Source organism: Pseudomonas sp. H3_D04 (assembly GCF_054669175.1).
The window spans coordinates 6061541-6086975 of record NZ_CP162801.1 but is presented as its reverse complement, the minus strand read 5'-3'; the positions used below and the strand labels follow the sequence as shown (position 1 = coordinate 6086975).

Here is a 25435-nt window from a genome sequence, read left to right as displayed (position 1 = left end):
CGTCATTGTTCTAGGCAAGGTCCTACAAAAACCTCATCCCGTGACTGATTACATCGGCAATCCACACTCGCTTACGCTTCATCACCAGAAAGACACTCGCAACATCCAGTGAAAGTTTGTCGCCTCATTCGTAACGCCGAAGAACAACACCCCGACTACCCTTCAAAAACCGCAGGAAGCGGTTCCCGTAAAGCTCAAGGAACGACCATGTCCCTCTCCATCGTCCACAGCCGCGCCCAAATTGGCGTGGATGCGCCCGCCGTTACCGTCGAAGTCCATCTGGCCAACGGCTTGCCGTCGCTGACGATGGTCGGTTTGCCCGAAGCAGCAGTGAAGGAAAGCAAGGACCGGGTACGCAGCGCGATCATCAATTCAGGCCTGCAATTTCCGGCGCGGCGCATCACGCTGAATCTCGCTCCCGCGGACCTACCGAAGGACGGTGGACGATTTGATCTGGCCATTGCGCTGGGGATTCTGTCAGCCAGCGTGCAGGTGCCGACGTTGACGCTGGATGACATTGAGTGTCTGGGAGAGTTGGCGCTATCGGGCGCGGTGAGGGCAGTTCGCGGTGTGCTGCCGGCAGCATTAGCAGCACGCAAGGCCGGACGGACGCTGGTAGTGCCGCGGGCAAATGCAGAAGAGGCGTGCCTGGCGTCGGGGTTGAAGGTGATCGCGGTGGATCATTTGCTTCAGGCGGTGGCGCACCTTAATGGACACACTCCAATCGAGCCCTTCGTATCCGATGGCTTGCTGTACGCCAGCATGCCGTACCCCGATTTGAATGAGGTGCAAGGTCAAATGTCAGCCAAGCGCGCGCTGCTGATAGCGGCGGCAGGTGCGCATAACTTGTTGTTCAGCGGTCCGCCGGGAACAGGGAAAACCCTGCTGGCTAGTCGTTTACCGGGGCTGCTACCGCCATTGGCTGAGAATGAAGCGCTTGAGGTCGCAGCAATTCAATCGGTTTCCAGTTGCGTGCCGCTGAGCCATTGGCCGCAACGACCGTTTCGCCAACCTCACCATTCCGCATCAGGCCCGGCACTGGTCGGCGGCGGCTCACGACCACAACCCGGCGAAATTACCCTCGCCCATCATGGCGTGCTGTTCCTGGACGAACTTCCTGAATTTGATCGCAAGGTGCTGGAGGTTTTAAGGGAGCCGCTGGAGTCCGGCCACATCGTGATTTCCCGCGCCAAGGACCGCGTGAGGTTTCCGGCGCGCTTTCAGTTAGTCGCCGCGATGAACCCGTGCCCCTGTGGATATCTTGGCGAACCCAGCGGCAAATGCAGTTGCACACCGGACATGGTCCAGCGCTACCGCAACAAACTGTCGGGGCCGCTGCTGGATCGGATCGACCTGCACCTGACCGTCGCGCGCGAAGCCACGGCGTTAAATCCTGCGCTCAAACCCGGTGATGACACCGCCACTGCTGCGGTACTGGTCGCCGACGCCCGGGAGCTTCAAAACAAACGCCAAGGCTGTGCCAACGCCTTCCTTGATTTGCCAGGGCTGCGTCGACACTGCAAGTTATCCACAACCGATGAAGCCTGGCTGGAAACTGCTTGCGAGCGTTTGACCTTGTCACTCAGGTCAGCACACCGACTGCTCAAGGTAGCCCGTACATTGGCAGACCTTGAACAGGTAAATGCAATTACACGCGAGCATTTGGCGGAAGCGCTGCAATACCGACCTGCCTCAGCGTAATCGATGACTATCACAGCAAATCATTCAGATAATATTCAGAGAGAGCGTCAGTAATACATGAAGTTACTAAGAAGTCATTGGATCAGATTCGTCTATTGCCTGATAAGCATTGCTATCGTATGGGCGGCGCTATTACAGCAGGAAATTGTTGTTGGCTCTCCGACAACCCTGAACAACTTTTCCTACATTGGCACAGTCATTACGATCGTCGCGCTAATCATTTCAATATCCGAAGTTCTGCACAGTGTTCGTTACTCACGCAGCATCAGTGCAGAAGCCAACAGAATACTCAAGGACGCAAAAGCTGTAGAGGGCGCCTCGGCCGTCAGTGAATGCATTGCGACGCTCAATGAAGCAGCAGGTTATGTGGACACCGAAAACTATCCATTGGCGCTGAAGTGCTATCAGCATTTCAGGATTCTGTTTGCCAAAATACCCGGTACAGGTCAGGAGTTCGAAAGGATTGACAATATCCTTGGAGAAACTGAAATCACCATCAGAAAAGGGGTTTTCGCGACGGCAAACGCTCCGCTCGAAAAGCCGATCAGAATCCTTCTTCACCACAATCTTGAAAACATCAAAGAAAACCTCGAAAAGGTTAACCCGGCCAGAGGGCGTCAATATGCTACCGCCTAGATTTCTCGATTTCATCAAAGCACTCACCGCGAGAACGGAGAGAGGCGAATTCTCCTGGAGTTATGACGACAACAACTCGTTTGTGAAACTCAAGGAAAAGGACTTTTCTCTTTCATTGCGTTACAGCTTCAACGCCGACGAGAAATATGCGGAGTACGTTATCTATTACATCGATGAGATCGGAAATAAGGAGCATCGGTTTTATACCAACCAAACCTGGAACGACTTCGATTTCATCCGGCGCCTGTTTGATGCGGCACAAGCGTCAGAAATGAGACTTCCTTTTTAGCCTTTTGATGAGCGGTGAACACAGACTTCCACTGCTCATCTCGAAAGGCCGCTTACTCTTTGGTCAAATCCACCAGCGGCGCCTGCCTTACCTCAGTCTCCCGCCCACCTTGAATCTCACTCACACGCTTCAGCGCCTTATCCACAGCCCCCTTGTCTGCCAACAAGCTGTAATGGATTTGAAACTGCCTCTGCTCTTTAACCCCAATCATCGGCACCAAACCAATCGGCCGCTGATACCGACGGTTGTAAGAAAAACTCGTCCCCGGTTCCAACCCGGTCACATACCCCTGCCCTTGCGTATCCGTGTTCTTCCACAACGAAAACACCGGCAACTGCTGCGTATTGAACCCCACCGACACCCCAAGGCTCCCGGCTTTGTTATGCAACACGGTCAACGTATCACCCTTGGCATCGCCATAAGGCACGACGTTGTAAACCGTCTCGTCGTAGTCCTTGGTCGGTGCACGGTAAGTCTGCCAATCCGGTAAATCCCCTTTGGCCTTGTCGTTGAACGGCGACACCTGTTTAACCGGCGCTGCAAAACGCGCGCCCTGCTCCAGGAATGGCGTGCTGAAGTTGCTGTGGTACAGCGCCTGGTATTCCTTCGGGTAGTCGCCGTTGTTGGTCAACGTGTCGTTCAGGGCGAACGCTACGCTGCCGGGTTCAGTGACCAACTCAGTTACCACCGAGAAATCGACTTTTTTGAACGCCTGCTCTTTCAGCTCGCCGCGCAGGCTGATGGCGTAAGGCGGTTTTTCGTCGATGTGCAGGGTGACTTTGCTGGCCGGGATGTTGGCGGCGCGGCCATGCAGGGTCAGCAGTTCGCCGTTGTCGATGCCGGGATGGCCGACCCATTCGTAGCCGCAGCGAGCCACCAGTTCGTTGAAGCCTTCGAGCCAGCCCAGTCCGCCGCGGCCGTTGAGTTCGATGAAGGACGGATTGACCACGTCCTTGACCGGAGAGTCCCAGCCCATGCGCACATCGCCGACCGATGCTTGCAACACGTTCATGCCGCGAGTGGGCACCACCGAGAGTTTCATTGTGCCGTTATCGATGTCGACGATGCTGACGCCCTCTTGCCGGCCGCCGTGCAAGGTGCGCAGGGTCACGGAGAAGGGTTTGTCGGTTTTGACACCGAGTTGCTGGCTGGTGATCTGCCAGTTCTGGGCAGCCTTGTCGCTGTCGAGCAGGACGTAGTCCCAAGCCATGGCGTGGGAGGCGGACAGCGCGCCAAGGGCAACGACTAATTTGAGAGGGGTCATGGGGAAGCCTTTCTTGGAGTTGTGCATTTTTTATAGCGCTGATGAAACGATTCAGCAAGCTTAAAAAAGCGGACGTCCGAGTCTTCCCAAATCAATTCACATTGCCCCCATGCAACCTCCGCACGCTTACGCTAGTCTCATACGGTTTTGGACCTCTGCTGATTGACGGCGACATCATTATGACATTAAGGTCGCCAGCTAAATGCAGGAGCAGGAACAGACACCTTTGTCTGTCATTTTTGCGCAACGGAACATATGGAGTTTGAATGCGCGGGGCATTATTACGCAGCGGTAAGAGCGGGTCATTCACAGCCCTGGGCGAAACAGGTCAACCGGTCTATCGGGCTGCCCTGCAATTGCGCGAAGCCATTCGCCGCAAGAACCCCGACATGGTCGACCACCTGGCCATTCCTCAAAGCGATGAACTCGGCAACCAGATCGATTGGTACAGCGGTATCGAAGGCGATGTGATCCCGTGGAGCAGTGCGACCGAAGAAGAACGCGCTCCGGCCCGTCGCCAACTTGAAGCCCTGAAGACTGCGCTCGATGAGTTGAGCCAGCGTTTCCTGGGCACGGACCCGGCCGAACAGCAGCAAGGCGACAAAGCCGTGTTCGGCAAGCTGCTCAAGCGCGTCATTCATTTCCCTGACGAAAACTTCGTCTACCTGGTGCAAGGCAAGCCGGTGCTGACCTTCTGGGGTTTCGAGCACGCCGGTACCGGTAATCGCGATCCCCTGCACTGCCTTTATCAGGTTCCGCCCGTCTTCACGCTGCCACCCGTGGTTGAAGAACCGGTGGTGGCGCCCGTCGTGCCCGTGGTAGCTCGTCCGTGGTGGCGTCGCTGGTGGTGGCTGTTGCTGCTGCCGCTCCTGTTGTTGCTGTTGTGGCTGTTGCTCGGCCTGCGCGGTTGCGTACCGATTCCATTGGTGGCGGTGGACTTGCTGCCCGAGGGCATCGTGCCGGTGGAAAATCAGCTGGAAGAGCCACAACTGACCGACAATGTCACAACGCTGAATGGCGTTCCCGTGACCGGCACGGTCGCTGGTTCCACCACAGGCACCGCCGTGACCGGCACCCAAGGCTCGGAAGCCCCGGCGCTCGCTGGCAACGAAGCTGACGCCGCGACTGCCGGCATCACGCAAGACCCGGCCGCCGAATCCCCAACCGCGCCTACCGCGCCACCCGACGCCGAAGCCAAAACCGAGGTGCCGGCCGTCACACCACCCGACGCACAAAAATCCGCCGCCGCAGCCGCAACCACAAAACCGGGCCCGGCCTTGAGCATTCCGCCTGACGCCGCCGACGGTGCCGCCAAGTTCCTCGACGGTCAGTACCGCGCCGGTGCCGGCATTCAGGATCGCCGGACCGGCAAGCCGCTGCGCCTGGAATACCAGCTCAAGGACGGTAAGGGCGAAGTCACCGTACACCAGGCCGACGGCACGAAATGCAGCGGGCCGGTGAGCGCTACCATGAAAGGCGGCAGCCTCGCCATCGACAGCCAGGGCCAGGCCGTGTGCGGCGATGGCAGCACTTACGACATGCCCAAGGTCAACTGCCGCAAAGGGGCGACCACGGTCGCGGACTGCACCGGCGGTTACGGAAAAGATCAATTCCCCATGTCCATGCGGCAAATGGGCGAATAAGACTGGAATAACCCGACATGTTGCCTGAAGTCACCCAATTCGAAGACACCGTCACGCTCGTCAGTGACACCGGTATCCAGTTCATGGATTTCGCCCTGCGCCTGGATCCTCGCAAGGAACCGGCGGGCGAGTTCGCGCCGATGATCAGCGGGCTGATCTGCCGGCTGATGTACAACGAAGAGAAAGACTTCTACTTCTATGAGCCCGAACCGGAAAAGGTCGAGAAGGCCAAGCCGGCGTTCAGCGTCGACATGAAAAGCAGCCTCGAGCTGCTTGACGGTGTCTGGCTGCCGACGCCGTTTTTCCGTTTCATGCCGCCGCACCGCTTCGACGAAGGCCCGACCAACTGGTCGCGGATGCGCCTGGTGAAACTGGCCACGCCAGACATCGACGGCAACACCCATCGCCTGACGATGGCGTTCGACAGCCGCGTCATGCCCAAGCGTGACGGCACCGCCTACCTGGCGCCGAACGAAGAAGACATCAGCTCCGGCGTGTCCTTCAAACTGGCGACCAAGGCCAGCGAAACCCGTTGGTTCCTGGCCCAGCCATGGGTCAACGAATGGCTGCTCGAAGTGTTCAACGAAGGCAATGCCCATCGTTCCCGCGAAGAGCTGGACATCGACATCCGCGCCAACCATCACCTGGCGCACTACCTCAACCTGCTGAGCCTGTTGAGCACGCCGTCTGCGGCAGCGCAGTCGACCGCCAGGCCGAAGGTGGAAATCCCTGAGCTGAAAGTGGTGGCCAACGACAGCAATGGCCTGGTCAAACCGATTCCGGTGGACTTGGTGCTGGACGTCGGCAACTCACGCACCTGCGGCATCCTGATCGAGAACCACGGTCAGGCCGGCTCCGGGCTGAAGCAGAATTACGTGCTGGAACTGCGCGACCTGATCACCCCCGAACACACCTACAACCTGCCGTTCGAAAGCCGTGTGGAGTTTGCCCAGGCGTATTTCGGCAAGGACCACTGCTCGGTCAAGAGCGGACGTCACGATGCGTTCCAGTGGGCGACGATCGCCCGGGTCGGCAACGAGGCCAGCCGTCTGGCCAGCCGCCGTCGCGGCACCGAAGGCTCGACGGGCCTGTCCAGCCCGAAACGTTACCTGTGGGATGAAAACGCCTACGGCCACGGCTGGCGTTTCAACTGCTCGTACATCAAGACCGACAACGAGCCCTACGCCACCGCCGCGCCGTTCTCGCACCTGATCAACGAAACCGGCGAGGCGCTTTACAGCCTCGAAGAAGACGATCGTCTGCCGGTGTTCATGCCGCGTTACTCGCGCAGCTCGCTGATGACCTTCATGCTCGCCGAGGTGCTGGCCCAGGCGCTGTCGCAAATCAACAGCCCGGCCCAACGCTCGCGCCAGGGTCACACCCGCGTACCGCGCCAGCTCAACAGCATCACTCTGACCGTGCCACCGGGCATGCCCCAGGCCGAGCGCAGCATCCTCAACGAACGCATGCAGCAGGCCATCGGCCTGGTGTGGAAAAGCCTTGGCTGGCACGCCGGCGAGGAAGATCCGCATCAGGATCAGGCCGTCAGCCCGCGCACGCCGATCCCGAGCATCCGCGTGGAATGGGACGAAGCCTCCTGCGGCCAGTTGGTGTACCTGTACACCGAGGTCAACGAGAACTTCGCCGGTCACCCGGAAGAGTTTTTCGACACCATCGCCCGGCCAGACAAGACCGACCGCGAACGCATCACCCTGGCGACCATCGACATCGGCGGTGGCACCACCGACCTGGTCATCACCGACTATCGCCTCGACCGCGCCGGCAACACCGGCAGCGGCAGCAACGTGCACATCGTGCCCGAGCAGCGTTTCCGCGATGGCTTCAAAGTGGCCGGCGACGACATCCTGCTGGACGTGATTCAGGACTTCATCCTGCCGAGCTTCGAGAAAGCCTTGCAGAACGCGGGCGTGAAAGCCCCGGATTCGCTGATGTCGCGGCTGTGCGGCGACGAATCGGTCAGCGCCCAGGACATGATTCTGCGCCAGCAACTGAACCTGCAGGTGTTCGCACCGCTGGGCCTTGCGTTGCTTAAGGCCTACGAGCATTACGACCCGCAAGTCCCGCAGGAAGTCAGCCCGCAAAGCTACCGCCAGTTGCTGGGCGACAACGCGATCAGCCAGACCGTCCTTGACTACGTCAACGCCGCCGTGCGTCGCGATGTCGGGGGCCAGAGCGGTTTCGACCTGTACGAATCGCTGATCGGCTTCGACCTGCAAAAGCTCCACGCCGCGTTCCTCAACGATCAGATCAACATCACCAAGATCCTCGGCGCACTCTGTGAAGTGGTCGCGCACTATCCGTGCGACGTTCTGCTGCTGACTGGCCGCCCTTCGCGTCTGCCGGGCATCCAGGCGTTCATTCGCAAGGTTCTGCCGCTGCCACCGGGGCGCATTCTGGCGCTGCAAAACTATCGCACCGGCGGCTGGTACCCGTTCCACAAGAACGGCCGCATTGACGACCCGAAAAGCACCGCTTCGGTGGGCGCGATGTTGTGCCTGTTGTGCGCCAACCACAGCGTGCCGAACTTCTACTTCCCGCTCTTCGGCGCTCAAACCGTATTCGACGGTCAAGCACATCGGCGTCATCGACCTGAACAACGTGATCAAGGATGCCGACGTGCTGTACCGCGACATCCAGTCCGAAGACTACAAAATCAAGTTGCCGGAAATCGGCACGGGCGATGACGCCGACACGCCGCAGCTGGAAATGCGCGGCGACCTGCGTCTCGGTTTCCGCCAGTTGGCCGCTGATCGCTGGGCGGCTTCGCCGCTGTACATCCTGCGGTTCACCAAGGCCGGCCGGGAAAAGTTCTCCCGGGCGATTGGAGAAAACGGCAGCGCGCCGCTGCTCAAGGTACGCTTCGAGGTCAAGGCGGCCGACAAGTACACGCGCAAGCAGGATCTGGTCAGCGACCGCCTTTCGGTTCGCGACATCGAATCCAACAGTAACAACGTCAACTTCAACCCGCGCAGCGACCTCGAGCTGGAACTCAACACCATGCTCGACGCCGGCCTGCGCGAGACCAAGTACTGGCTCGACAGTGGAAGTGTGAAACGCAAATGAATGACCTGACCCCCGATCAAACTCAGCTCTCTGCCAGTTGGGCCGCTGTTTATGAAGGTGCCGGTCAGGCGCTGGACTGGATTGCCCAGACGCGCGGCAACGCGCCGCGCCTGGACAGCGAAGCCGATAACCTGAACATCCGCCTGCACCGTGCCCGCAACCTGGCTCACAGCCTCGGCCGCGTGGCCTGCACGCCGATGACCATTGGCTTTTTCGGCTTGTCCCAGGCCGGCAAGTCCTACCTGATTTCGGCCCTCGCGGCAGGTCAGAATGGCAAACTGGAAACCGATTTCGGTGGCCAGCGCCTGGACTTCATCAAGCACATCAACCCGGTGGGTGGCGGCAAGGAAGCCACCGGCCTGGTGACGCGCTTCAGCCGCCGCGCCACGCCGAGCCAGGATCCGCAGTTCCCGGTCGAACTGACGCTGTTCAAGGAAATCGAGCTGGCGAAGATTCTCGCCAACTCGTGGTTCAAGGACTTCGACCTTGAGCGGATCTCCTACGAGATCGACGAAGCGCGCATCCAGCGCGTGTTGAAACCATTCGAAGGGCGCGAGACCGGGCCGCTGCAAGCGGGCGTCAGCGCTGACGATCTGGTGTCGCTGTGGGATTACCTGCGCGACAACTTCCGCAATTCGGTGAAGAAGCTTGAGCACCTGTATTGGCCGACGGCGCTGCAACTGGCGCCACGCCTGAATTTCCAGGAGCGTGCCGAGCTGTTTTCCATCCTTTGGGGTGAGCAAAGCGAGCTGACGCGCGTGTACCAGCAATTGGCCGGCGCGCTGCACAAGCTGGGCCTGCCCGAGACCGTCTTCGCGCCATTGAAGGCTTTGGTAAGTTTCGAAAACGACACCTACAGCCAGCGCGACAGCATCATGAACGTCGACATCCTCGAGCGCTTCGGCAGCCCGCGGGACTTGCCGATCGACGTGCGGCCCCGGGTCGACGGACGCCTGCAAAACAGCCAGGGCATCCCGGTCGCGCAACTGGCGGCACTGACCGCCGAGATGACTTTCGGGTTGATCGAAGCCCCGGCGGACGACATCGTCAACCAGGTCGACTTGCTGGATTTCCCCGGTTATCGCGGGCGCAAGAAGCTGCACGAGATAGCCGACTCCAACGACCCGGAATCAGCCACCAAGGACAACTCCGTCTCGCAGCTGATTCTGCGTGGCAAGGTCGCTTACCTGTTCGAACGCTACACCGACAACCAGGAAATGAACGCGCTGGTGGTCTGCACCGGCTCGACCAAACAGAGCGACGTCAACGACGTCGGCCCGGTGCTGACGCGCTGGATCGAAAAGACTCAAGGCGCCGACGCGGCCGCCCGCAGTAAACGCGACACCGGTCTGATCTGGGCGCTGACCATGCTCGACCTGCGCATCACCAACTCCCTGAGCCTGACGCCTGATCAGTACGACGAGAGTTGGAACGGCATGGTCAAGCTGACCATGCTCGAACGCTTCGGCAGCCTGAGTTGGATGAACGACTGGGCCGGCACGCCTTTCCAGAACACCTTCCTGGTGCGTAAACCGCGCATGGATGCCGCATTCATCGTGCAAGACGCCAGCGGCGCCGAAACCGGCCTCAACCCCAGCTACCTGGAGCGCGTCGACGCCCTGGGCACAAGCTTTGCCGGCAACGAACTGGTGTGCAAACACATCAACAATCCCGCCAACGCCTGGAAAGAAATGCTGCGCAACGATGACGGTGGCATCAGCCATTTCAGCGGCAGTTTCAAGGGCGTGGCCAACATTGAATTCAAACTGCAGCGCATCCGCGAGCAGCTCAGCGAATGCCTCGAAGGCCTGACCACTCACGGCCTGAGCACCTGGTATCACGCCGACGGTGACGGCGCCGCCGCCGCCAAAAAAGCCCAGGCGCAGATGATACTGACAGGCCTGGGCCGTCGTCCGGCCGTGCTCGGCGAGTTCATCGATGAACTCGACATGCCCAGCGAGTCGGTGCGCGACCTGTACCTCAGCGGTGTGTACGAAACCGATGACGCGCCCGCCGCCAGCGATGAGCCGGCCACGCCGACACCGAGCCAGAGCCTGTACGGCAACGACGCCGGGTTCGATTTTGATTTCGGCGACGACCTGAGTCACGACACACCGGCCGCCAGTAAATCCAACACCCCGACGCCGGAACTGCAAAGCAACGAACACCGCTTCGCCAAAGCCGCGTTCAAGGCCTGGATTGCACACCTGCGCGAACTGACCACCCGGCAAAGCCTGCTCACCCTGCTAGGGCTGGAAAAGGCGTTGATCGAAGCCGTGGTCGACGAATTGATCACCGCCGGTTACCGCCAGGACTTGCCCGGCCAACTGAGCCGTGCGGTGCTCAAGCGTGCACAAAGCGGCGCTCGGCGCGATCAACTGGTCGAACGCCAAGTGCTGGAAGTGCAACGCGTGCTGCGCGATTTCGTGTCCTGGTTCGGCTACCTGCAAAAACCGGTCAACGAGCGCCCGAACAGCCGTGCCGGTGCCAAGGCGCCCTTGTTCTCGTTCTATACCGACATCGGTCCGGGACAAGTGCCGGTGTTGCCGCCGCAACCGGCTAACCAGGCGCAGCGGTATCTGGGTGACTGGCTCTCGGGCCTGGCCTACATCACGCAGGACAATGCCGGCCATGGTGCCGGTCGCGAAATCACCCCTGAACAGAATGAACGGCTGGGCCATGTGCTCACAGCCTTCACAGCGAGATAAGCAATGCCAATTCGTGTCGACCTGCTCGCCTTAGAACCCAACGTGCCTGGCCAGGCGTGCGTCACTGTGAAGAAATGGCAGGGTGGCGAAGAACAGCTGGAGTTCTCCATTCAGCGTAACCAGGACGGGTTCTACCTCCAGGATCAGAAAGCCTGGAGCAGCAATCCGTTCTGGTTCAAGGTCTCGCGCTTCAGCGTTGCGACCAGTGGTGAAGCCCTAGAAGCCCAGGTCGGCCCGGAAGTAGTCGACCCGCTGCTCGAAGGCGGCACCAACTCGCAATTCATGATCGAGCTACGCGAACAGAGCCAGGGGCACACCGACAAAGGCGTGGTCCGTCCAGGCGTCGGGTTGCTGCCGTCCACGGCCGGTGGCCAGACGCGTTCGACTTACGGTGGTGCAGACTTGAGCGCACCTGCTGCACCGGAACCCGAAATTCCAGAGCTGCCGGAATTGGTCCTGAACACCGCCGAGCCAGAAATCGAACTGGAATCGGTGCCAAACGAACCTGCTTACACACCGCCTCCACCCCCGGTAAAGAAAAGCAAAAAAGGCCTCATCGGCCTCGCGCTCGTCGTGCTGTTGCTGGTGGCCGCAGCGGCCGGGTTCTGGTTCTACAAACGTACTCCGGTCCCCGCCCCGGCCATCGCTGCCGCCGTACCGGCCGGTGCCGATGCGCAAGCCTGCACCCTCGACAGCATGAACAGCCTGCCCGAGCTGACCTTCGTCCAGACCTGCATCAAGGCCGCGCCCGACAGTGCCAAGTTGCTGGAGATCATCAACGAAGCCAAGGCCGGCAAACACTGCGGTGTTGCCCAGCGTCTGTACGCCAACCGTGCCCAGGCCGGTGACGCGCTGATCGCCAACGCCTATGCCCGCGAGTACGACCCTAAATACCTGAAAGCCAGCGAGTGCTTCCCGGCCGCGGACAACGCCACCGCCGCCTACTGGTATGAAACGATCCTGACCCAGGACCCGAACAACGCCGAAGCCAAACAGCGTTTCGAGGAGTTGCAGAAGTGATGCGTTCTCCCCTGAGTCGTTTCCTGCTGAGCGGCGCCGCGCTGTTGGCACTGTGCATCAGCCCGTTGTCCCAGGCCGAAGACAAACCGCTGATCCAGGCCGGTAAAAAGACCTTGTTCCAGCGCGTACTGACCACCCCGGGCTGCAAACTCAGCCCGACGGCAGGCGGCGCGGCAGGCGATGCGCAACCAGTCTTCAGCCGCTTCTATGTTTATGAGCGTGCTCAAGCGGCCAACGCCGAATGGCTCAAAGTCGGTCCCGACAGTTACGGCAAAACCATTGGCTGGTTGCCCGCCAGCTGCACCACCGACTGGAAAATGCAGCTGACACTGGCGTTCACCAACCCGGCCAACCGCGACCGGCTGCTGTTCTTCAAGGATCGCGCCACTGTCGAAGGCATCCTTGATGCACCGGACCCGGTGAGCAAAGTCGCCCCGCTGCGGGCCACGCTGAAAAAGGGCAAGCAAGCACCGGGCGTGCTCGCCGAAGAACCTGAATATTTCGTCGACCTGCAAAAGCAGTTCTACCTGCTGCCGGTCCTCAGCGGCGAAGAAGTGATGACCGAGGGCGGTTTCCGCACGCGGTTGCTGAACGTCGCATCGGTCAGCAAGCCCGATGACCAGAACACCAAGGGTGGTGCGGCCAACAGCGCGGCCGGTGGCAAGGAAGCCGAGGACAAGGCGGCCAACCAACTGAAGGAATTCACTGCAGCGGTGGTGTTTGTCATCGACTCGACGATCTCGATGGACCCGTACATCGACCGCACCCGCGAGGCGATCCGCAAGGTCTATCAGCAGATCGAATCGCAGAACCTCGGCAAGCAGGTCAAGTTCGGCCTGGTGGCGTTCCGCTCCAACACCCAGGCGGTGCCAGGCCTGGAATACACCACCAAAATGTATGCCGACCCGACTCAGGTGAAGGACAGTTCCGACTTCCTCGCCAAGGTCGCCGACCTCAAACAAGCCAAAGTATCGAGCAGCAGTTTCGACGAAGACGCCTTTGCCGGTGTCATGGAGAGCATCGACAAGGTCGACTGGAGCCAGTTCGGTGCGCGCTACGTGGTGTTGATCACCGACGCGGGCGCCATCGAAGGCGACGACAAACTGTCGAAAACCGGTTTGAGCGCCTCGCAGGTTCGCCTCGAAGCTGCCAACCCGGGCGTGGCGATTTATACCCTGCACCTGAAAACCCCGGCCGGAATCAAGGACCACGCCAAGGCCGAGGCGCAGTATCAGAATCTGTCGACCTACCCGGGCACCAACACCTCGCTGTATTACCCGGTGAACGCGGGCGACATTCAGGAGTTCGGGCGCAAGGTGGATTCGCTGGCCACCGCGATCACCTCGCAAGTGAAAGCCGCCTACATGGGCGAAGACGCCATCGGCAGCGCGGTGAACGCCAAGCAGGACCCGGCCGAGAAGAAAATGCTCGAAGACGCGGCGCTGATAGGCCACGCCATGCAACTTGCCTATCTGGGCGAGAAGACCAACAGCAAGGCACCGCCAGTGTTCAAGGCGTGGATCACTGACCGTGACCTGATCAAGCAGAACGTCCCGACCACCGACGTGCGGGTGCTGCTGACCAAATCCCAGCTCAGCGACTTGAGCGACGTGATGAAGCAGATCCTCGATGCGGCCAACGAAGGCCTGATCTCGCCGACGGAAATGTTCGAGCGCCTGCGCTCGGTGGCCGCCACCATGGGTGCCGATCCCAATCAGCTCAAGCAGAACGGCAATACCAAACTGGCGGACATGGGCGTGCTCGGCGAGTACCTCGAAGACCTGCCGTATCAGAGCGAAGTGCTGAACCTGGACGAAGAAACCTGGAAGAGCTGGGATGGCCTGGCGCAGGAGAAATTCATCCGCACGCTCAATACCAAACTGCGGCACTACCAGCGTTACAACGCTGACGTCGACCGTTGGGTGGCTTTAGCCAAAGACAGCGATGCACGGGACAACGTGTACCCCGTGCCGCTGGAAATGATGCCTTAACGAGACGCCGATGCTCGATATCAAGAACCTGCTGGTGCGCCGAGGAGAAGGTGCGCTGGCTCATCATGTGCGCCTGCCGCACCTGCACGTCGGTGCCGGGGAAATACTCGCCATCACCGGCGAGAGCGGCAGCGGCAAAAGCACGTTGCTCGAAGCCATCGGGCTGTTGCTGGCACCGATAGAGCTCGAGCGTTTTCGGCTGGGCGCAACGCAGGATCAAGACATCGCACAATTGCTGGCCCGCGATGACCAGCCGGCCCTGGCGGCGGTGCGTTCGCGGCACTTGGGATTCATTTTGCAGAGCGGCGGTTTGCTGCCGTTTTTGAGCGTGCGCGACAACATCAGCCTGCCCCGTCGTTTGCTCGGCATGCCGGTCAAGAGCGCGCACATCGATCACGCGGTTGAGGTGCTGCGCCTGCAAGGCTTGCTGGATAAACACCCTCAAGCGTTGTCGATCGGTGAACGCCAACGCGTGGCCTGCGTGCGGGCGATTGCCCATGAGCCGCTGCTGCTGTTGGCCGACGAGCCGACAGCGGCACTCGATCCGCACAGCGCCCGGCGCTTGTTCGAATTGTTGATGAGCCTGGTGTCGAGCATGGGCCTGAGTGCGCTCGTTGTGTCCCATGACTGGGCCCTGCTGAAGGATTTCGGCTTGCCGCGACTCGGCGCTATCAGCCGTCAGGGAGAGACTCTGTTTGAACCGATGGACTGACCGCTTGCGCCTGCTCGCAACGCTGGCCCTGCAAGACCTCTGGCACGACCGCAAGGTGTCGTTGTGCATCGCCGCCTCGCTGGTGGCGGTGATCGCGCCGCTGTTGCTGCTGTTCGGCCTCAAGCACGGCGTGGTCAGCCAGTTGCAGGACGAACTGCTGCGCGACCCGCGCAACCTTGAAGTAAAGATGCTCAGCAACGGCAACTACGACAGCGCCTGGATCGAACGTGTGCGCCAGCGTCCCGAGACCGGATTTGCCCTCGGCCAGACGCGCTCGCTCAACACCCAGGCAGACTTGCTGATGGGCATGCAACGGTTTGTCGAAGGCGCGGAAATCATCGCCACCGAACCCGGCGACCCGCAGTTGAACCTGCCACAACTCAACCCGACCGGCGACCAAGTGATCCTCAGCGCCCGCGCCGCGCAACGCTTGCAGGCCAAGGTCGGCGACCGCGTGCAACTGCGCGTGTTGCGCCGACTGGAAGGCGTCAACGAGCGCGGCGAGATGACGCTGACTGTGCTGGCAGTACTCGACGGCGCTCGTTTCGGCCGCGCAGCCGGGTTTGTTGCCCCTCCGTTGTTGCTGGACCTGGAGCGCTTTCGCGACGGTTATCAGGTCAGCGCATTCGGCATCGAAACCGGCAAGCCGTTGGGTGATCTGCAACCGCTGTATGCCCGCGCCCGCCTTTATGCCCGCGACATCGATCAAGTGGCGCCGCTGGAACGCTGGCTCAACGAACAACACATCGAAACTTCAAGCCGACTGGCCGACATCGACAACGTCAAAGCCATCAACCATGTGCTGGGGCTGATCTTCGGGGTTATCGCCCTCGCCGCGCTGATCGGCTGTGTGGCGTCGATGGTCGGGGCGTTCCTGGCCAACATCGACCGCAAGCGCAAAAGCCTCGCGGTGCTGCGCCTGCTGGGTTTCAAACGCACGGCGGTCGCCGGTTTCGTGGTCTTGCAAGCGCTGGTGCTGAGCCTGGCCGGCTACCTCGGTGGATTGGGCTTTTACGCTGTCGGCAGCCATTTGTTCGACTACCTGCTCGGCAGCAGCCAGGCCACCGGCACTTTTGTTTGCCACATCACACTCTGGCACGGCCTCGCCGCCCTGCTCCTGACCTTTCTGGTCGCTGCACTGGTGGCCGTGATCGGCGCCGTGCGAGCGATCAACATCCAACCTGCGGAGAGTCTGCGTGAGCTATAAACGTTTTGGCTTGCTGTTGCCCCTGAGCCTCGGCTACTTGCTCGACGCTTCGGCGGCGGGCTGGGAAGAGAAGTATTACAACCCGATGCCCGAGGCCAGCGACGTCGTGCTGCCGATGCCGTGCGAAGGCTCGATGGTGTTTCGCAAGGTGTTCATTCCGGTCGCCGGACCGCTTGACGACTACCCGATCAACATCGGCCAGGACGGCGCGGAATACGGCTACGTCGAACAAACCCGGCCGACCTTCATCGCCGGCAGTTTCACCGGCGCCAAGAATGACAAATCCCGCTACTACCTGATGGCCAAGTACGAGATGAGTCAGCTCCAATACGCCGCGCTGACCGAAGAAACCTGCCCCACCGCCGCCACCAAAATGCGCCTGCCGCAAGTGTCCGTGAGCTGGGTGCAGGCCGTCGAAGCGGCCGACAAATACAACCTGTGGCTGCGCAAAAACGCGGCCGGCAAATTGCCGAAAGAAGACGGCGCACTGGGCTTCCTGCGCCTGCCGACGGAAGTCGAGTGGGAGTTCGCGGCGCGCGGTGGCCTGGAAGTCGGCGCAGCGGAATTCCGCGATACGCGCTACCCGATGCCCGACGGTATCAACGCCTACGAGTGGTTCGCCGGGGCGCAATCGTCTAACGGCAAACTGCAATTGTCCGGCCTGCAAAAGCCTAATCCATTGGGCTTGCACGACATGCTCGGCAACGTCGACGAGATGATGTTCGAGCCGTTCCGCCTGAACAAACTCGACCGCCAGCACGGCCAGGCCGGTGGCTATGTGGTCCGTGGCGGCAACTACCTGACCGCCCAGGCCGACCTGCGCACCGGCTTGCGCAAGGAAGAGCCGTACTACAACGCCGAAGGCCAGGTGAAAAACAAAACCACCGGTATGCGACTGGTGCTGGTCTCGCCGACCCTGACGTCCCGGGAGCGTGTCGCCAGCATTGAAAGCAGCTGGAAGAAACTCGGCACCGGCAGCAAGGAAACCGAGTCGGCTGATAAAGGCACCGTTCAGTCACTGAACACCCTGGCCTCGGGCGTGGAAGACAAGGCGCTCAAGGAAAAGCTTCAGGCGCTGGAAAACCAATTGCGCGCCAGCAACCAGCAGCAGGAAGAAACCCGCGACCAGGCGATCCGCGCCAGCCTCAACCTCGGTGCGTTCCTGTGCACCAAGATGCTCGACGACGGCCAGTACGTGGACTTCTTGCAGAAGAACTACAAGCTGAACTGCGAATCTGCCGATAAAGACGCCAGTTGCGACATGCGCAAAGGCAAGCTCGACGAGCAGAAGGATCGCCTGCACAAACTCAGCCGTTACTACGCCAGCAGCCTGGTGGAATCGGCAACCTTGTATGGCCAGCCGCTGCTGGAAGCGCAGGTGCCGGTGATGGAAGAAATCATCACCCGCAACAAGCAGCTGCAAGAACTCAAACCCTATTTGCGCACCCACTGGGCCAATCAGAAGACCTTCCTGCAAAAGCAGAAGATCGACACCGATGCCTGGCTGACCAGTTGCAAAACCGTCACTCAATAACTTACTCAACAACAACAGCCAACACCGTCACCAAGGAGTTTCACCATGTCGCGCAGCCTCTGGACTCGCTTCAAGCTACAGATCGCTTTTGTCATCACTGGCAGCCTGTTGCTGACAGGTTGTGCCAACACCGGCAGCTCGATGCTCGGTGGCAGCGAGGGGGCCGACCCGCGTCTGACCCAAGGCAATGACGCAGAGTTTTTCAGCAAATCCGGTTACCAGGCCTGTGCGGTCGGCGCCGGTGTCGGCATCCTCGGTTGCGCACTGTCCAATAGCAGCAACAAGGCGGTCTGCGCCATCGCCGCCGGTATTACCGCGTGTGGCGTGGCCATGGGCGCGAACTATTACCTGGATCAACGTCGCAGCGAATACTCCGACACCACCACCCGCCTGGCGAAGATGAACAGCGACGTCGAGCAAGACACCCAGAACGTGATCGCCCGTACCGCGACCGCTCAGCAAGTCATCAATGATGACCAGGCGCAAATCGCCCAGATCAAAAAGGACATCGCCAACAAGAAAGTCGACAAGGCCAAGGCCCAAGTGCAAATCGCCGAGATCGATTCGAACATCGCGCGCCTGCGTAAAGACCTCGGCAACATGCGCACCAAGGTCACCGAGTACACCAAAGTGGCGGATGCCGAGCGTGCACAAGGCGCCGGTGCCGAGATCAAGCAGGTGGACATGAACATTTTGAAAATGAACCAGAAAGTCGCCGCCCTGCAAAAGGAAGTCGACGGTCTGTACAACCAGCGTTCCGCGATCACCCTGGGCTAAGCACATGACTCTACGACAGCTGGCGGTCCTCACCGCCGTCCTGGCCCTGAGCGGTTGCGCGACGAAGCCGGGCGAATGCGATGCGACCAATCGCGACAGCAGCATGCTGACCAAGATGAACTGCGACTACTCTGGTGGTTATAGCGACCAGGTCAAACAGAAGGAACTGGCCCTGACCGCGTCCCGCCAGGAAAACGCGATGTTCCGCCAGGTGTACGAGAACATTCAGGCCCAGCAGCTCAGCACCAAGACCGACCTGGCCAGCCAGCAGAAGTCCCAGGCGGCGCTGAACCAGTCGCTGGGCCAGTTGCTGACCTCGCTCAAGGCCCGGCATGGCAACCAAAGCCAGGTGCAGAAGCAGATTGCCGGGCTCGAGCAGCAGCTCAAGGCCTCCCAGGCAGCGCCCGTGACCAAGACCTCACCCGCGACGCTGGCTGCCAAGCAGGAACAACTGAAGGCCTTGCAGAAGAAAGTGAATCAGCTGCAATTCAGCCTCGGTTACGAAGAGTAACTTTTCACCCCGCAGGCCTGCCGATGGCGGCCTGCACCCTTTTCAGGAATCGTCGTCATGCAGCGGGTCATCAGGGATGCGCAAGCCACACCAGAGGGGATGAGTGCGCTGCAAGCCAAAGTCGCCCTCATCCAGAAACACTTTCCGCCGACCGTCGCCAGCCTCTTCGCCATCCCGCGAATGGGCAGCGGTGACGTGCTGGAATGGTGGACTGAACTGGGTGGCCAACCCACGCCCTATGCCGACCTCAACGAGGACGCGCAACGACGTTTGCTGGAAACCTATGAAGTGCGTCAGACGTCCCTTGGACAGTTGGCGGACGAACTGCAAAAACGCGGCCAGCCCACCGTAGCGGATGACCTGCGCAGCCTGCTCGGCACGCCCGAGCTGGATAAACTCTACAGCCTCAACGGCGAGCCGCTGGTGGTGCGCTGGAACCAGCGCCCGCCCAAACCGATCGTGCCGCCGGTTGTTCCAGTGGTGCCGGTAGTGCCGCCGTCGCGTCGCGGCTGGTGGATCGCGGCGGCCTTGCTGGCGCTGCTGTTGCTGCTTCTGGCGCTGTGGCTTTGGTGGTTCTTGCACCGTGAACCCGTTGTCGTGGCTCCACCTGTAGCGCCAGTGGTGACGCCGGTCGAGAAACCGGTTGAGAAACCGGTTGAGCCTGTTCCCGAGCCTGTCGTGGAACCCGAGCCGGTTCCAGAACCGGAACCCGTGCCAGAACCTGTGCCGGTGCCGGTGCCGGAACCCAAGCCCGTCCCGCCACCAAAACCGGTCGTGGCCGCCCCGCCACCGGCCCCGACGCTGGACAACTTCGCCTGCCGCAAAAAAGCGCCCAACGCAGAGATCCCGCAATTTGTGGTGGTGCTCGACACTTCGGGTTCGATGGATTTGAACATCAAGTCTGTGAAAGCCGACGAGGACTGGTTCTTCGGCAACGAGCTCAACAAGTACCTGGATGTGAACCGCACCACGCAGATCTTCGCCAAACCGAGCCGCATGGACGTCGCCAAGGACTCGCTGGCCGGCATGATCAACGGGCTGGACCCGAAGATCGACACGCGCCTGATCACCTTCGCCGGCTGCGAAAGAACGCCGGACCAGGGCGTGTTCAAGTTTGGCGACCGTCAGCGGCTGATCAACGGGATTCGAGGCCTGGTGCCCAACGACGGCACACCACTGGCCGACAGCCTGGCCCACGCGGCAAGCACCGTCGACGGGCGCAATAACGACGCCGTGATCGTGATGTTCGTCGACGGTGAGGACGGTTGCCAGAAAGACGTGTGCGCCGTGTCCCGCCAAATCGCCAGGGATCAACCGCGGCTGCGGGTCAACGTAGTGAAAATCGGTGCCGGCGGCCCGTCACGTTGCATCGCTGAAAACACCGGCGGCCGGGTTTACAGCAGCACCAATGCGGCGGAGCTGGGCAAGCAGTTGAAACTGGCGAGCAAGGAAGTGTCGAGCAATGCCAAGTGTGATTGATCGTCTGATCTGAACATTGAGGTGAGCCCTTCGCGGGCAAGCCTCGCTCCCACAGGTGATATGTCGTTCACAAAAGAGTGGAACGCCACATGCCCCTGTAGGAGCGAGGCTTGCCCGCGAAGACTATTTCAGCGACGACTCAACGAAACCGGTCAACCTCTTGGCGCAAGTCCGCCGCCAGCTTCTCCAGCTCTTTGGCGGTCACGGCCAGGTTCGACACCACTTCGCGCTGCTCGCTGTTTGCCAGCGCAATGCTTTGCAGGTTGCTGCTGAGCAAGGTCGCGGTGCTGCTCTGCTCCTGAGTCGCGGTGGTGATCGCCGCAAATTGCTGGCCCGCCGAGCGGCTTTGCTCATCGATCCGCGCCAGGGCCGAGGCCACGTTGGCGTTGCGTGACAAACCTTCCTGCATCAGCACATTGCCTTGTTCCATGGTGCTGATCGCATTGCCGGTTTCCTGCTGGATGCTTTGAATCATCCCGGAAATTTCGTCAGTGGCCTGACGTGTACGCGAAGCCAGGTTACGCACCTCGTCGGCCACCACCGCAAAACCACGACCTTGCTCACCGGCGCGGGCCGCTTCGATGGCCGCGTTCAGCGCCAGCAGGTTGGTTTGATCGGCGATCGAGGTAATCACTCCGACGATGCCGCCGATTTCCTGGGAGCGCTGCCCCAAGGTATTGATCACGATGGCGGTGCTGTTCAACGCGCCAGCGATTTGCTCCAGCGACGAGGACGCCTCGTCCATCGAGGTACGACCGATCTGGGTTTGCTGTGCGTTTTCCTGCGCCAGACGCTGGGTGCTGCCCATGTTGTCGGCAATGTTCAGCGAGGTTGCGCTGAACTCTTCCACGGCACCGGCCATGCTGGTGATTTCGCCCGACTGCTGCTCCATCCCTTCATAGGCACCGCCGGACAGACCGGACAACGCCTGGGCACGGCTGTTGACCTCGACCGAGGCCTTGCGAATGTGCTCGACCATGGTCGACAAGGCTTGGCTCATCTGGTTGAAGGCACGGGCCAGCTGACCGATTTCGTCGTTGCTCGACACGCTCAGGCGCACGCTCAAATCACCGGCGCCCAAGGCTTCTGCCTGACGCACCAGATCACCCAGCGGCGCGAGTTTGCTGCGCAGCAGCCAGACCGCCGAGCCGACGGCGATCAACGTCGCCAGCAGACTGCCGATCGCCAGTTGAATGCCGACGCTCCAGGTCACGGCGCTGATTTCGGCTTTCGGCATGCTTGCCACCACCGACCATGGGCCGCCTTCAAACGGCACGGCCACGCTGTAGAAGTCTTCGGACTTGTCGCTCCAGAAATCACCCTTGCCCGGGGTTTTCGCCAGATCGACGATGGCCGGGACTGCTTGATCCAGCGCTTGCACACCCGCAATCGGCACCAACCACTTCTTCTGCTCATCGAGCAGCGCCAGCGAGCCGGTCTGGCCGATGCGGAAGCGTTTGAGGTTCTCAAACTGTGCGTTCTGCGCGTCGGTGTAATCGAATCCTACGAACAGCACGGCAATCACCTTACCGCTGCTGTCGCGTACAGGCGTGTACTGCGTCATGTAGGAACGGTCGAACAGCAAGGCGCGGCCGACATAACTCTGCCCCGCCATCAAGCGTGCATAGGCCGGGTGAGCGTGGTCCAGCAGGGTGCCGATGGCCCGGTTGCCGTCCTGCTTGGTCAAGGACGTGCTGACGCGGATGAAATCTTCACCGCTGCGCACAAACACCGTCGCAACGCCCGCGGTCATCTGCTTGAACTCGTCGACTTCCTTGAAGTTGTTGTTCAACACTTCGCTGCCCAGGTGCAGGCCCGGGGTCTGCGTACCCGCCACGGCCACCGGTTCGTCCGGGTGCACGCTCAGGCCGGCGCTGAAGCGCTTCTCGAACAGACCGGCCAGACGCTGAGTGCTTTCACGCAACGTGCCGTGAAAGGTACTCAACTGATCGGCCAGCAACCGGGCTTCACTGGCCAGGTGCTCTTCGCGGGTGGCGAGGTTGGCGGAGTCCAGCGAACGCAGGGCGAACACGGTACTGCCAGTGATGACGATCGCCAGTATCACGGCAAGCGCAAGACCAAGCTGTGAGGCGATCCGAGCACGAGGTTGAGACATGACAGCTCCTGGCCAAGTGACCGGATCATCCTGATCACGATGCACACTCAGCAAAATTCTAATTAGAGGAATTACAGGGGACCTGCACGAAGGTCCCACCTGCAGATTTTCGGCGGCAAACCTGAATACTTGAGTAAATAGCCGGGATATGGCTCAAGGCCTCTATTGCTGGGGCTTCATCGATTCAGCTCAAGCGCTCGACATCCGGTAAATCCATGGCCCGGACCTCGCCTTGCAGAAAGTCGCTGAGGCGGCGCAAACGTTCACCTCCCGGGCGGGTTTTCGGCCAGACGAGGTAGTAATGCTCACCGCTGGCGACAGCCGTCGGCCACGGCAAACTCAGACGACCCTGCGCGACATCTTCCGCCACCATCAGCAAATCCCCCATGGACACGCCATAGCCTCGGGCCGCCGCGATCATGCCCAACTCCAGCGTGTCGAAAACTTGCCCGCCCTTGAGCGAGACCTGATCTGACAGCCCCATGCGCTCCAGCCAACTGCGCCAGTCGCGACGATCTGGCGTTGGGTGCAGCAACTCTGCGCTGGCCAGGCGTGCGACGTCCCACGGCTGGTCCTTCAGCAGGTTCGGCGCGCCGACCGGGATCAGTTCTTCCGGGAACAGCAACGTCGCCTCCCAGTCCGGAGGGAAACGCCCGTTACTGAGGATGACGGCGCAGTCGAAGGGTTCGTGGTTGAAGTCCACGGTGTCGATGTCCATCCAGGCACTGGTCAATTGCACTTCGTTGCCCGGTTGCAGGTGCCGGAAGCGACTCAGGCGCGCCAGCAGCCAACGCATGGTCAACGTCGACGGGGCTTTCATGCGCAAGATGTCGTCTTCGGCGCGCAAGGTATTGCAGGCGCGTTCGAGCGCGGTGAAACCTTCACGGATGCCAGGCAGGATCAACCGCGCCGACTCGGTCAGTTGCAGGTTGCGCCCGCTGCGGTGAAACAGCCGGCAGGCGAAATGATCTTCGAGGGTACGAATGTGTCGACTGACCGCACTTTGGGTGATCGACAATTCTTCAGCGGCGCGGGTAAACGAGCTATGCCGCGCCGCCGCTTCGAATGCGCGCAGGGCATACAAGGGAGGAAGACGACGGGACATTGGGAAAGCTCCTATAGCACGGTTGCGCCACGTTAGCAGAAACTTGCCAGCATGAGTCTGACTCATGCCACCCATCCTTTTTATCCCTTTGTGAAAACCCCGCAGAGCGCCGAGAATCGGCTCTCTCCTGTTTACTCCGATAACCGAGGCGTGATGACCATGCAGCATCCAGCACGTACCGAACTCCGGGCCATCCTGCGGCTGGCGGGGCCGTTGATTGCCTCGCAGTTGGCGCACATGCTGATGGTCCTCACCGACACCTTGATGATGGCGCGCCTGAGTCCCGAAGCGCTGGCCGGTGGCGGCCTGGGCGCGGCAACGTATTCGTTCGTGTCGATCTTCTGCATCGGCGTGATCGCAGCGGTCGGCACCCTGGTAGCGATCCGTCAGGGCGCAGGCGATATCGTCGGTGCCGCGCGCCTGACCCAGGCCGGCTTGTGGCTGGCGTGGTTGATGGCGCTGGTGGCCGGCCTGCTGCTGTGGAATCTTAAACCGGTGCTGCTGCTGTTTGGCCAGACCGAAACCAACGTCCAGGCTGCCGGGCAGTTCCTGCTGATCCTGCCGTTCGCCCTGCCCGGCTACCTGAGCTTCATGGCCCTGCGCGGTTTCACCAGCGCCATCGGCCGGGCGACCCCGGTGATGGTCATCAGCCTCGGCGGCACCGTGGCCAACTTCCTGCTCAACTACGCGTTGATCACCGGGATGTTCGGCTTGCCGAAAATGGGCCTGGTGGGCATCGGGCTGGTCACGGCGATCGTCGCCAACCTGATGGCCGTGGCGCTGGCGCTGCACATCCGTCGGCATCCGGCTTACGACGCGTATCCGCTGCGCCAGGGTCTGTCGCGGCCTAACCGCCAGTACCTGAAAGAGCTGTGGCGTCTCGGCCTGCCCATCGGCGGCACCTACGCGGTGGAAGTCGGGTTGTTTGCATTCGCTGCGCTGTGCATGGGCACCATGGGCAGTACGCAACTGGCGGCGCACCAGATCGCCCTGCAGATTGTTTCGGTGGCGTTCATGATTCCGGCGGGGCTTTCTTACGCGATCACCATGCGCATCGGCCAGCACTACGGTGCCGGGCAGTTGCTGGACGCGCGACTGGCCGGCCGGGTGGGGATCGCCTTTGGCGCGGCGGCGATGCTGGGTTTTGCCATGGTTTTCTGGTTCCTGCCGAATCAGTTGATCGGCTTGTTCCTGGACCACAACGACCCGGCCTTTCGAGACGTCTTCAACCTGGCTGTGAGCCTGCTGGCGGTGGCGGCATGGTTCGAGCTGTTCGACGGCACCCAAACCATCGCCATGGGCTGCATCCGCGGGCTCAAGGATGCCAAGACCACGTTCCTGGTCGGACTGGGTTGCTATTGGCTGATCGGTGCGCCGGCGGCGTGGTGGATGGCGTTCAACTTGAACTGGGGGCCGACAGGCGTCTGGTGGGGATTGGCGCTGGGCCTGGCGTGCGCGGCGGTGAGCCTGACGCTGGCGTTTGAGTGGAAGATGAAAGGGATGATTCGGCGCGAGCCGTCAGTACAGCGTTTCGAAGTCCCTCAGACAGACTGAGATCCCCTGTAGGAGCGAGGCTTGCCCGCGAAGGCGTCACATCAGTCGACATCTTTGTTAACTGACACGACGCCTTCGCGGGCAAGCCTCGCTCCTACAGGTTC

General features: G+C 60.9%; 17 protein-coding genes and 1 pseudogene. 15 read left to right on the top strand and 3 right to left on the bottom strand.

The genetic code is table 11. From position 1 onward, the window contains the following. Positions 1-207: 207 nt before the first annotated feature. Genes AB4N91_RS27900 through AB4N91_RS27890 form a run of 3 tightly spaced genes read left to right on the top strand, consistent with a single transcriptional unit; the run spans position 208 to position 2626 of the window. The gene (locus AB4N91_RS27900; protein WP_460111953.1) at positions 208-1701 is read left to right on the top strand and encodes a YifB family Mg chelatase-like AAA ATPase; all 1494 of its coding nucleotides are present in this window, start codon (positions 208-210) and stop codon (positions 1699-1701) included. 57 nt (positions 1702-1758) lie between these two features. Next, on the top strand, positions 1759-2337 hold the full coding sequence (locus AB4N91_RS27895; RefSeq protein WP_154913192.1) for a hypothetical protein: 579 nt from the start codon (positions 1759-1761) through the stop codon (positions 2335-2337). Continuing rightward, positions 2324-2626 carry a hypothetical protein gene (locus AB4N91_RS27890; protein WP_010465122.1) on the top strand — a complete coding sequence of 101 codons (303 nt, stop codon included), beginning with the start codon at positions 2324-2326 and terminating at the stop codon, positions 2624-2626. Before AB4N91_RS27895 ends, AB4N91_RS27890 begins: the two co-directional genes overlap by 14 nt. Before the next feature lie 52 nt (positions 2627-2678). Here AB4N91_RS27890 and AB4N91_RS27885 read toward each other — a convergent pair whose 3' ends face one another. Then, entirely contained in the window at positions 2679-3890 is a 1212-nt protein-coding gene (locus AB4N91_RS27885) for an aldose 1-epimerase family protein (protein WP_077748592.1), read from the bottom strand. Between the two features lie 266 nt (positions 3891-4156). Here AB4N91_RS27885 and AB4N91_RS27880 point away from each other — a divergent pair, with 266 nt between their 5' ends. The 11 genes and pseudogenes from AB4N91_RS27880 to AB4N91_RS27830 all read left to right on the top strand — a co-directional run bounded on the left by AB4N91_RS27880 (position 4157) and on the right by AB4N91_RS27830 (position 20556). Next, positions 4157-5533 (top strand): SrfA family protein, encoded by a 1377-nt coding sequence (locus AB4N91_RS27880; RefSeq protein ID WP_460111952.1) that lies wholly within the window; start codon positions 4157-4159, stop codon positions 5531-5533. A gap of 17 nt (positions 5534-5550) precedes the next feature. After that, positions 5551-8617 (top strand): annotated as a pseudogene (locus tag AB4N91_RS27875) (virulence factor SrfB). Beyond that, positions 8614-11325 (top strand): putative virulence factor, encoded by a 2712-nt coding sequence (locus AB4N91_RS27870; RefSeq protein ID WP_460111951.1) that lies wholly within the window; start codon positions 8614-8616, stop codon positions 11323-11325. The pseudogene AB4N91_RS27875 and the gene AB4N91_RS27870 overlap by 4 nt, the downstream one beginning before the upstream one ends. A 3-nt stretch (positions 11326-11328) precedes the next feature. Continuing rightward, positions 11329-12345 (top strand): hypothetical protein, encoded by a 1017-nt coding sequence (locus AB4N91_RS27865; RefSeq protein ID WP_460111950.1) that lies wholly within the window; start codon positions 11329-11331, stop codon positions 12343-12345. Continuing rightward, entirely contained in the window at positions 12345-14336 is a 1992-nt protein-coding gene (locus AB4N91_RS27860; RefSeq protein WP_145306574.1) for a vWA domain-containing protein, read from the top strand. Before AB4N91_RS27865 ends, AB4N91_RS27860 begins: the two co-directional genes overlap by 1 nt. A 10-nt stretch (positions 14337-14346) precedes the next feature. Beyond that, positions 14347-15048, top strand: a complete 702-nt coding sequence (locus AB4N91_RS27855) for an ABC transporter ATP-binding protein (RefSeq protein ID WP_460111948.1) — start codon at positions 14347-14349, stop codon at positions 15046-15048. After that, the gene (locus tag AB4N91_RS27850) at positions 15032-16255 is read left to right on the top strand and encodes an ABC transporter permease (protein WP_010465139.1); all 1224 of its coding nucleotides are present in this window, start codon (positions 15032-15034) and stop codon (positions 16253-16255) included. The genes AB4N91_RS27855 and AB4N91_RS27850 overlap by 17 nt, the downstream gene beginning before the upstream one ends. Continuing rightward, complete coding sequence (locus AB4N91_RS27845) at positions 16245-17789, top strand: SUMF1/EgtB/PvdO family nonheme iron enzyme (protein WP_077748589.1); 1545 nt, start codon at positions 16245-16247, stop codon at positions 17787-17789. Before AB4N91_RS27850 ends, AB4N91_RS27845 begins: the two co-directional genes overlap by 11 nt. A gap of 45 nt (positions 17790-17834) precedes the next feature. Next, positions 17835-18566: a hypothetical protein gene (locus AB4N91_RS27840; RefSeq protein ID WP_010465143.1), complete on the top strand. Its 732-nt coding sequence runs from the start codon at positions 17835-17837 to the stop codon at positions 18564-18566. Between the two features lie 4 nt (positions 18567-18570). Then, complete coding sequence (locus AB4N91_RS27835) at positions 18571-19077, top strand: hypothetical protein (protein ID WP_010465145.1); 507 nt, start codon at positions 18571-18573, stop codon at positions 19075-19077. A 57-nt stretch (positions 19078-19134) separates the two neighbouring features. Then, the gene (locus AB4N91_RS27830) at positions 19135-20556 is read left to right on the top strand and encodes a vWA domain-containing protein (protein WP_154912751.1); all 1422 of its coding nucleotides are present in this window, start codon (positions 19135-19137) and stop codon (positions 20554-20556) included. A 139-nt stretch (positions 20557-20695) separates the two neighbouring features. Here AB4N91_RS27830 and AB4N91_RS27825 read toward each other — a convergent pair whose 3' ends face one another. Both AB4N91_RS27825 and AB4N91_RS27820 read right to left on the bottom strand, forming a co-directional pair. After that, positions 20696-22672 (bottom strand): methyl-accepting chemotaxis protein, encoded by a 1977-nt coding sequence (locus AB4N91_RS27825; RefSeq protein ID WP_010465150.1) that lies wholly within the window; start codon positions 22670-22672, stop codon positions 20696-20698. A gap of 184 nt (positions 22673-22856) precedes the next feature. Beyond that, a complete protein-coding gene (locus AB4N91_RS27820) occupies positions 22857-23777 on the bottom strand; it encodes a LysR substrate-binding domain-containing protein (protein WP_010465151.1) in 921 nt (306 codons plus the stop codon). A gap of 159 nt (positions 23778-23936) precedes the next feature. Here AB4N91_RS27820 and AB4N91_RS27815 point away from each other — a divergent pair, with 159 nt between their 5' ends. Next, entirely contained in the window at positions 23937-25331 is a 1395-nt protein-coding gene (locus AB4N91_RS27815; RefSeq protein WP_042932982.1) for a NorM family multidrug efflux MATE transporter, read from the top strand. The last annotated feature ends 104 nt before the right edge of the window (positions 25332-25435 follow it).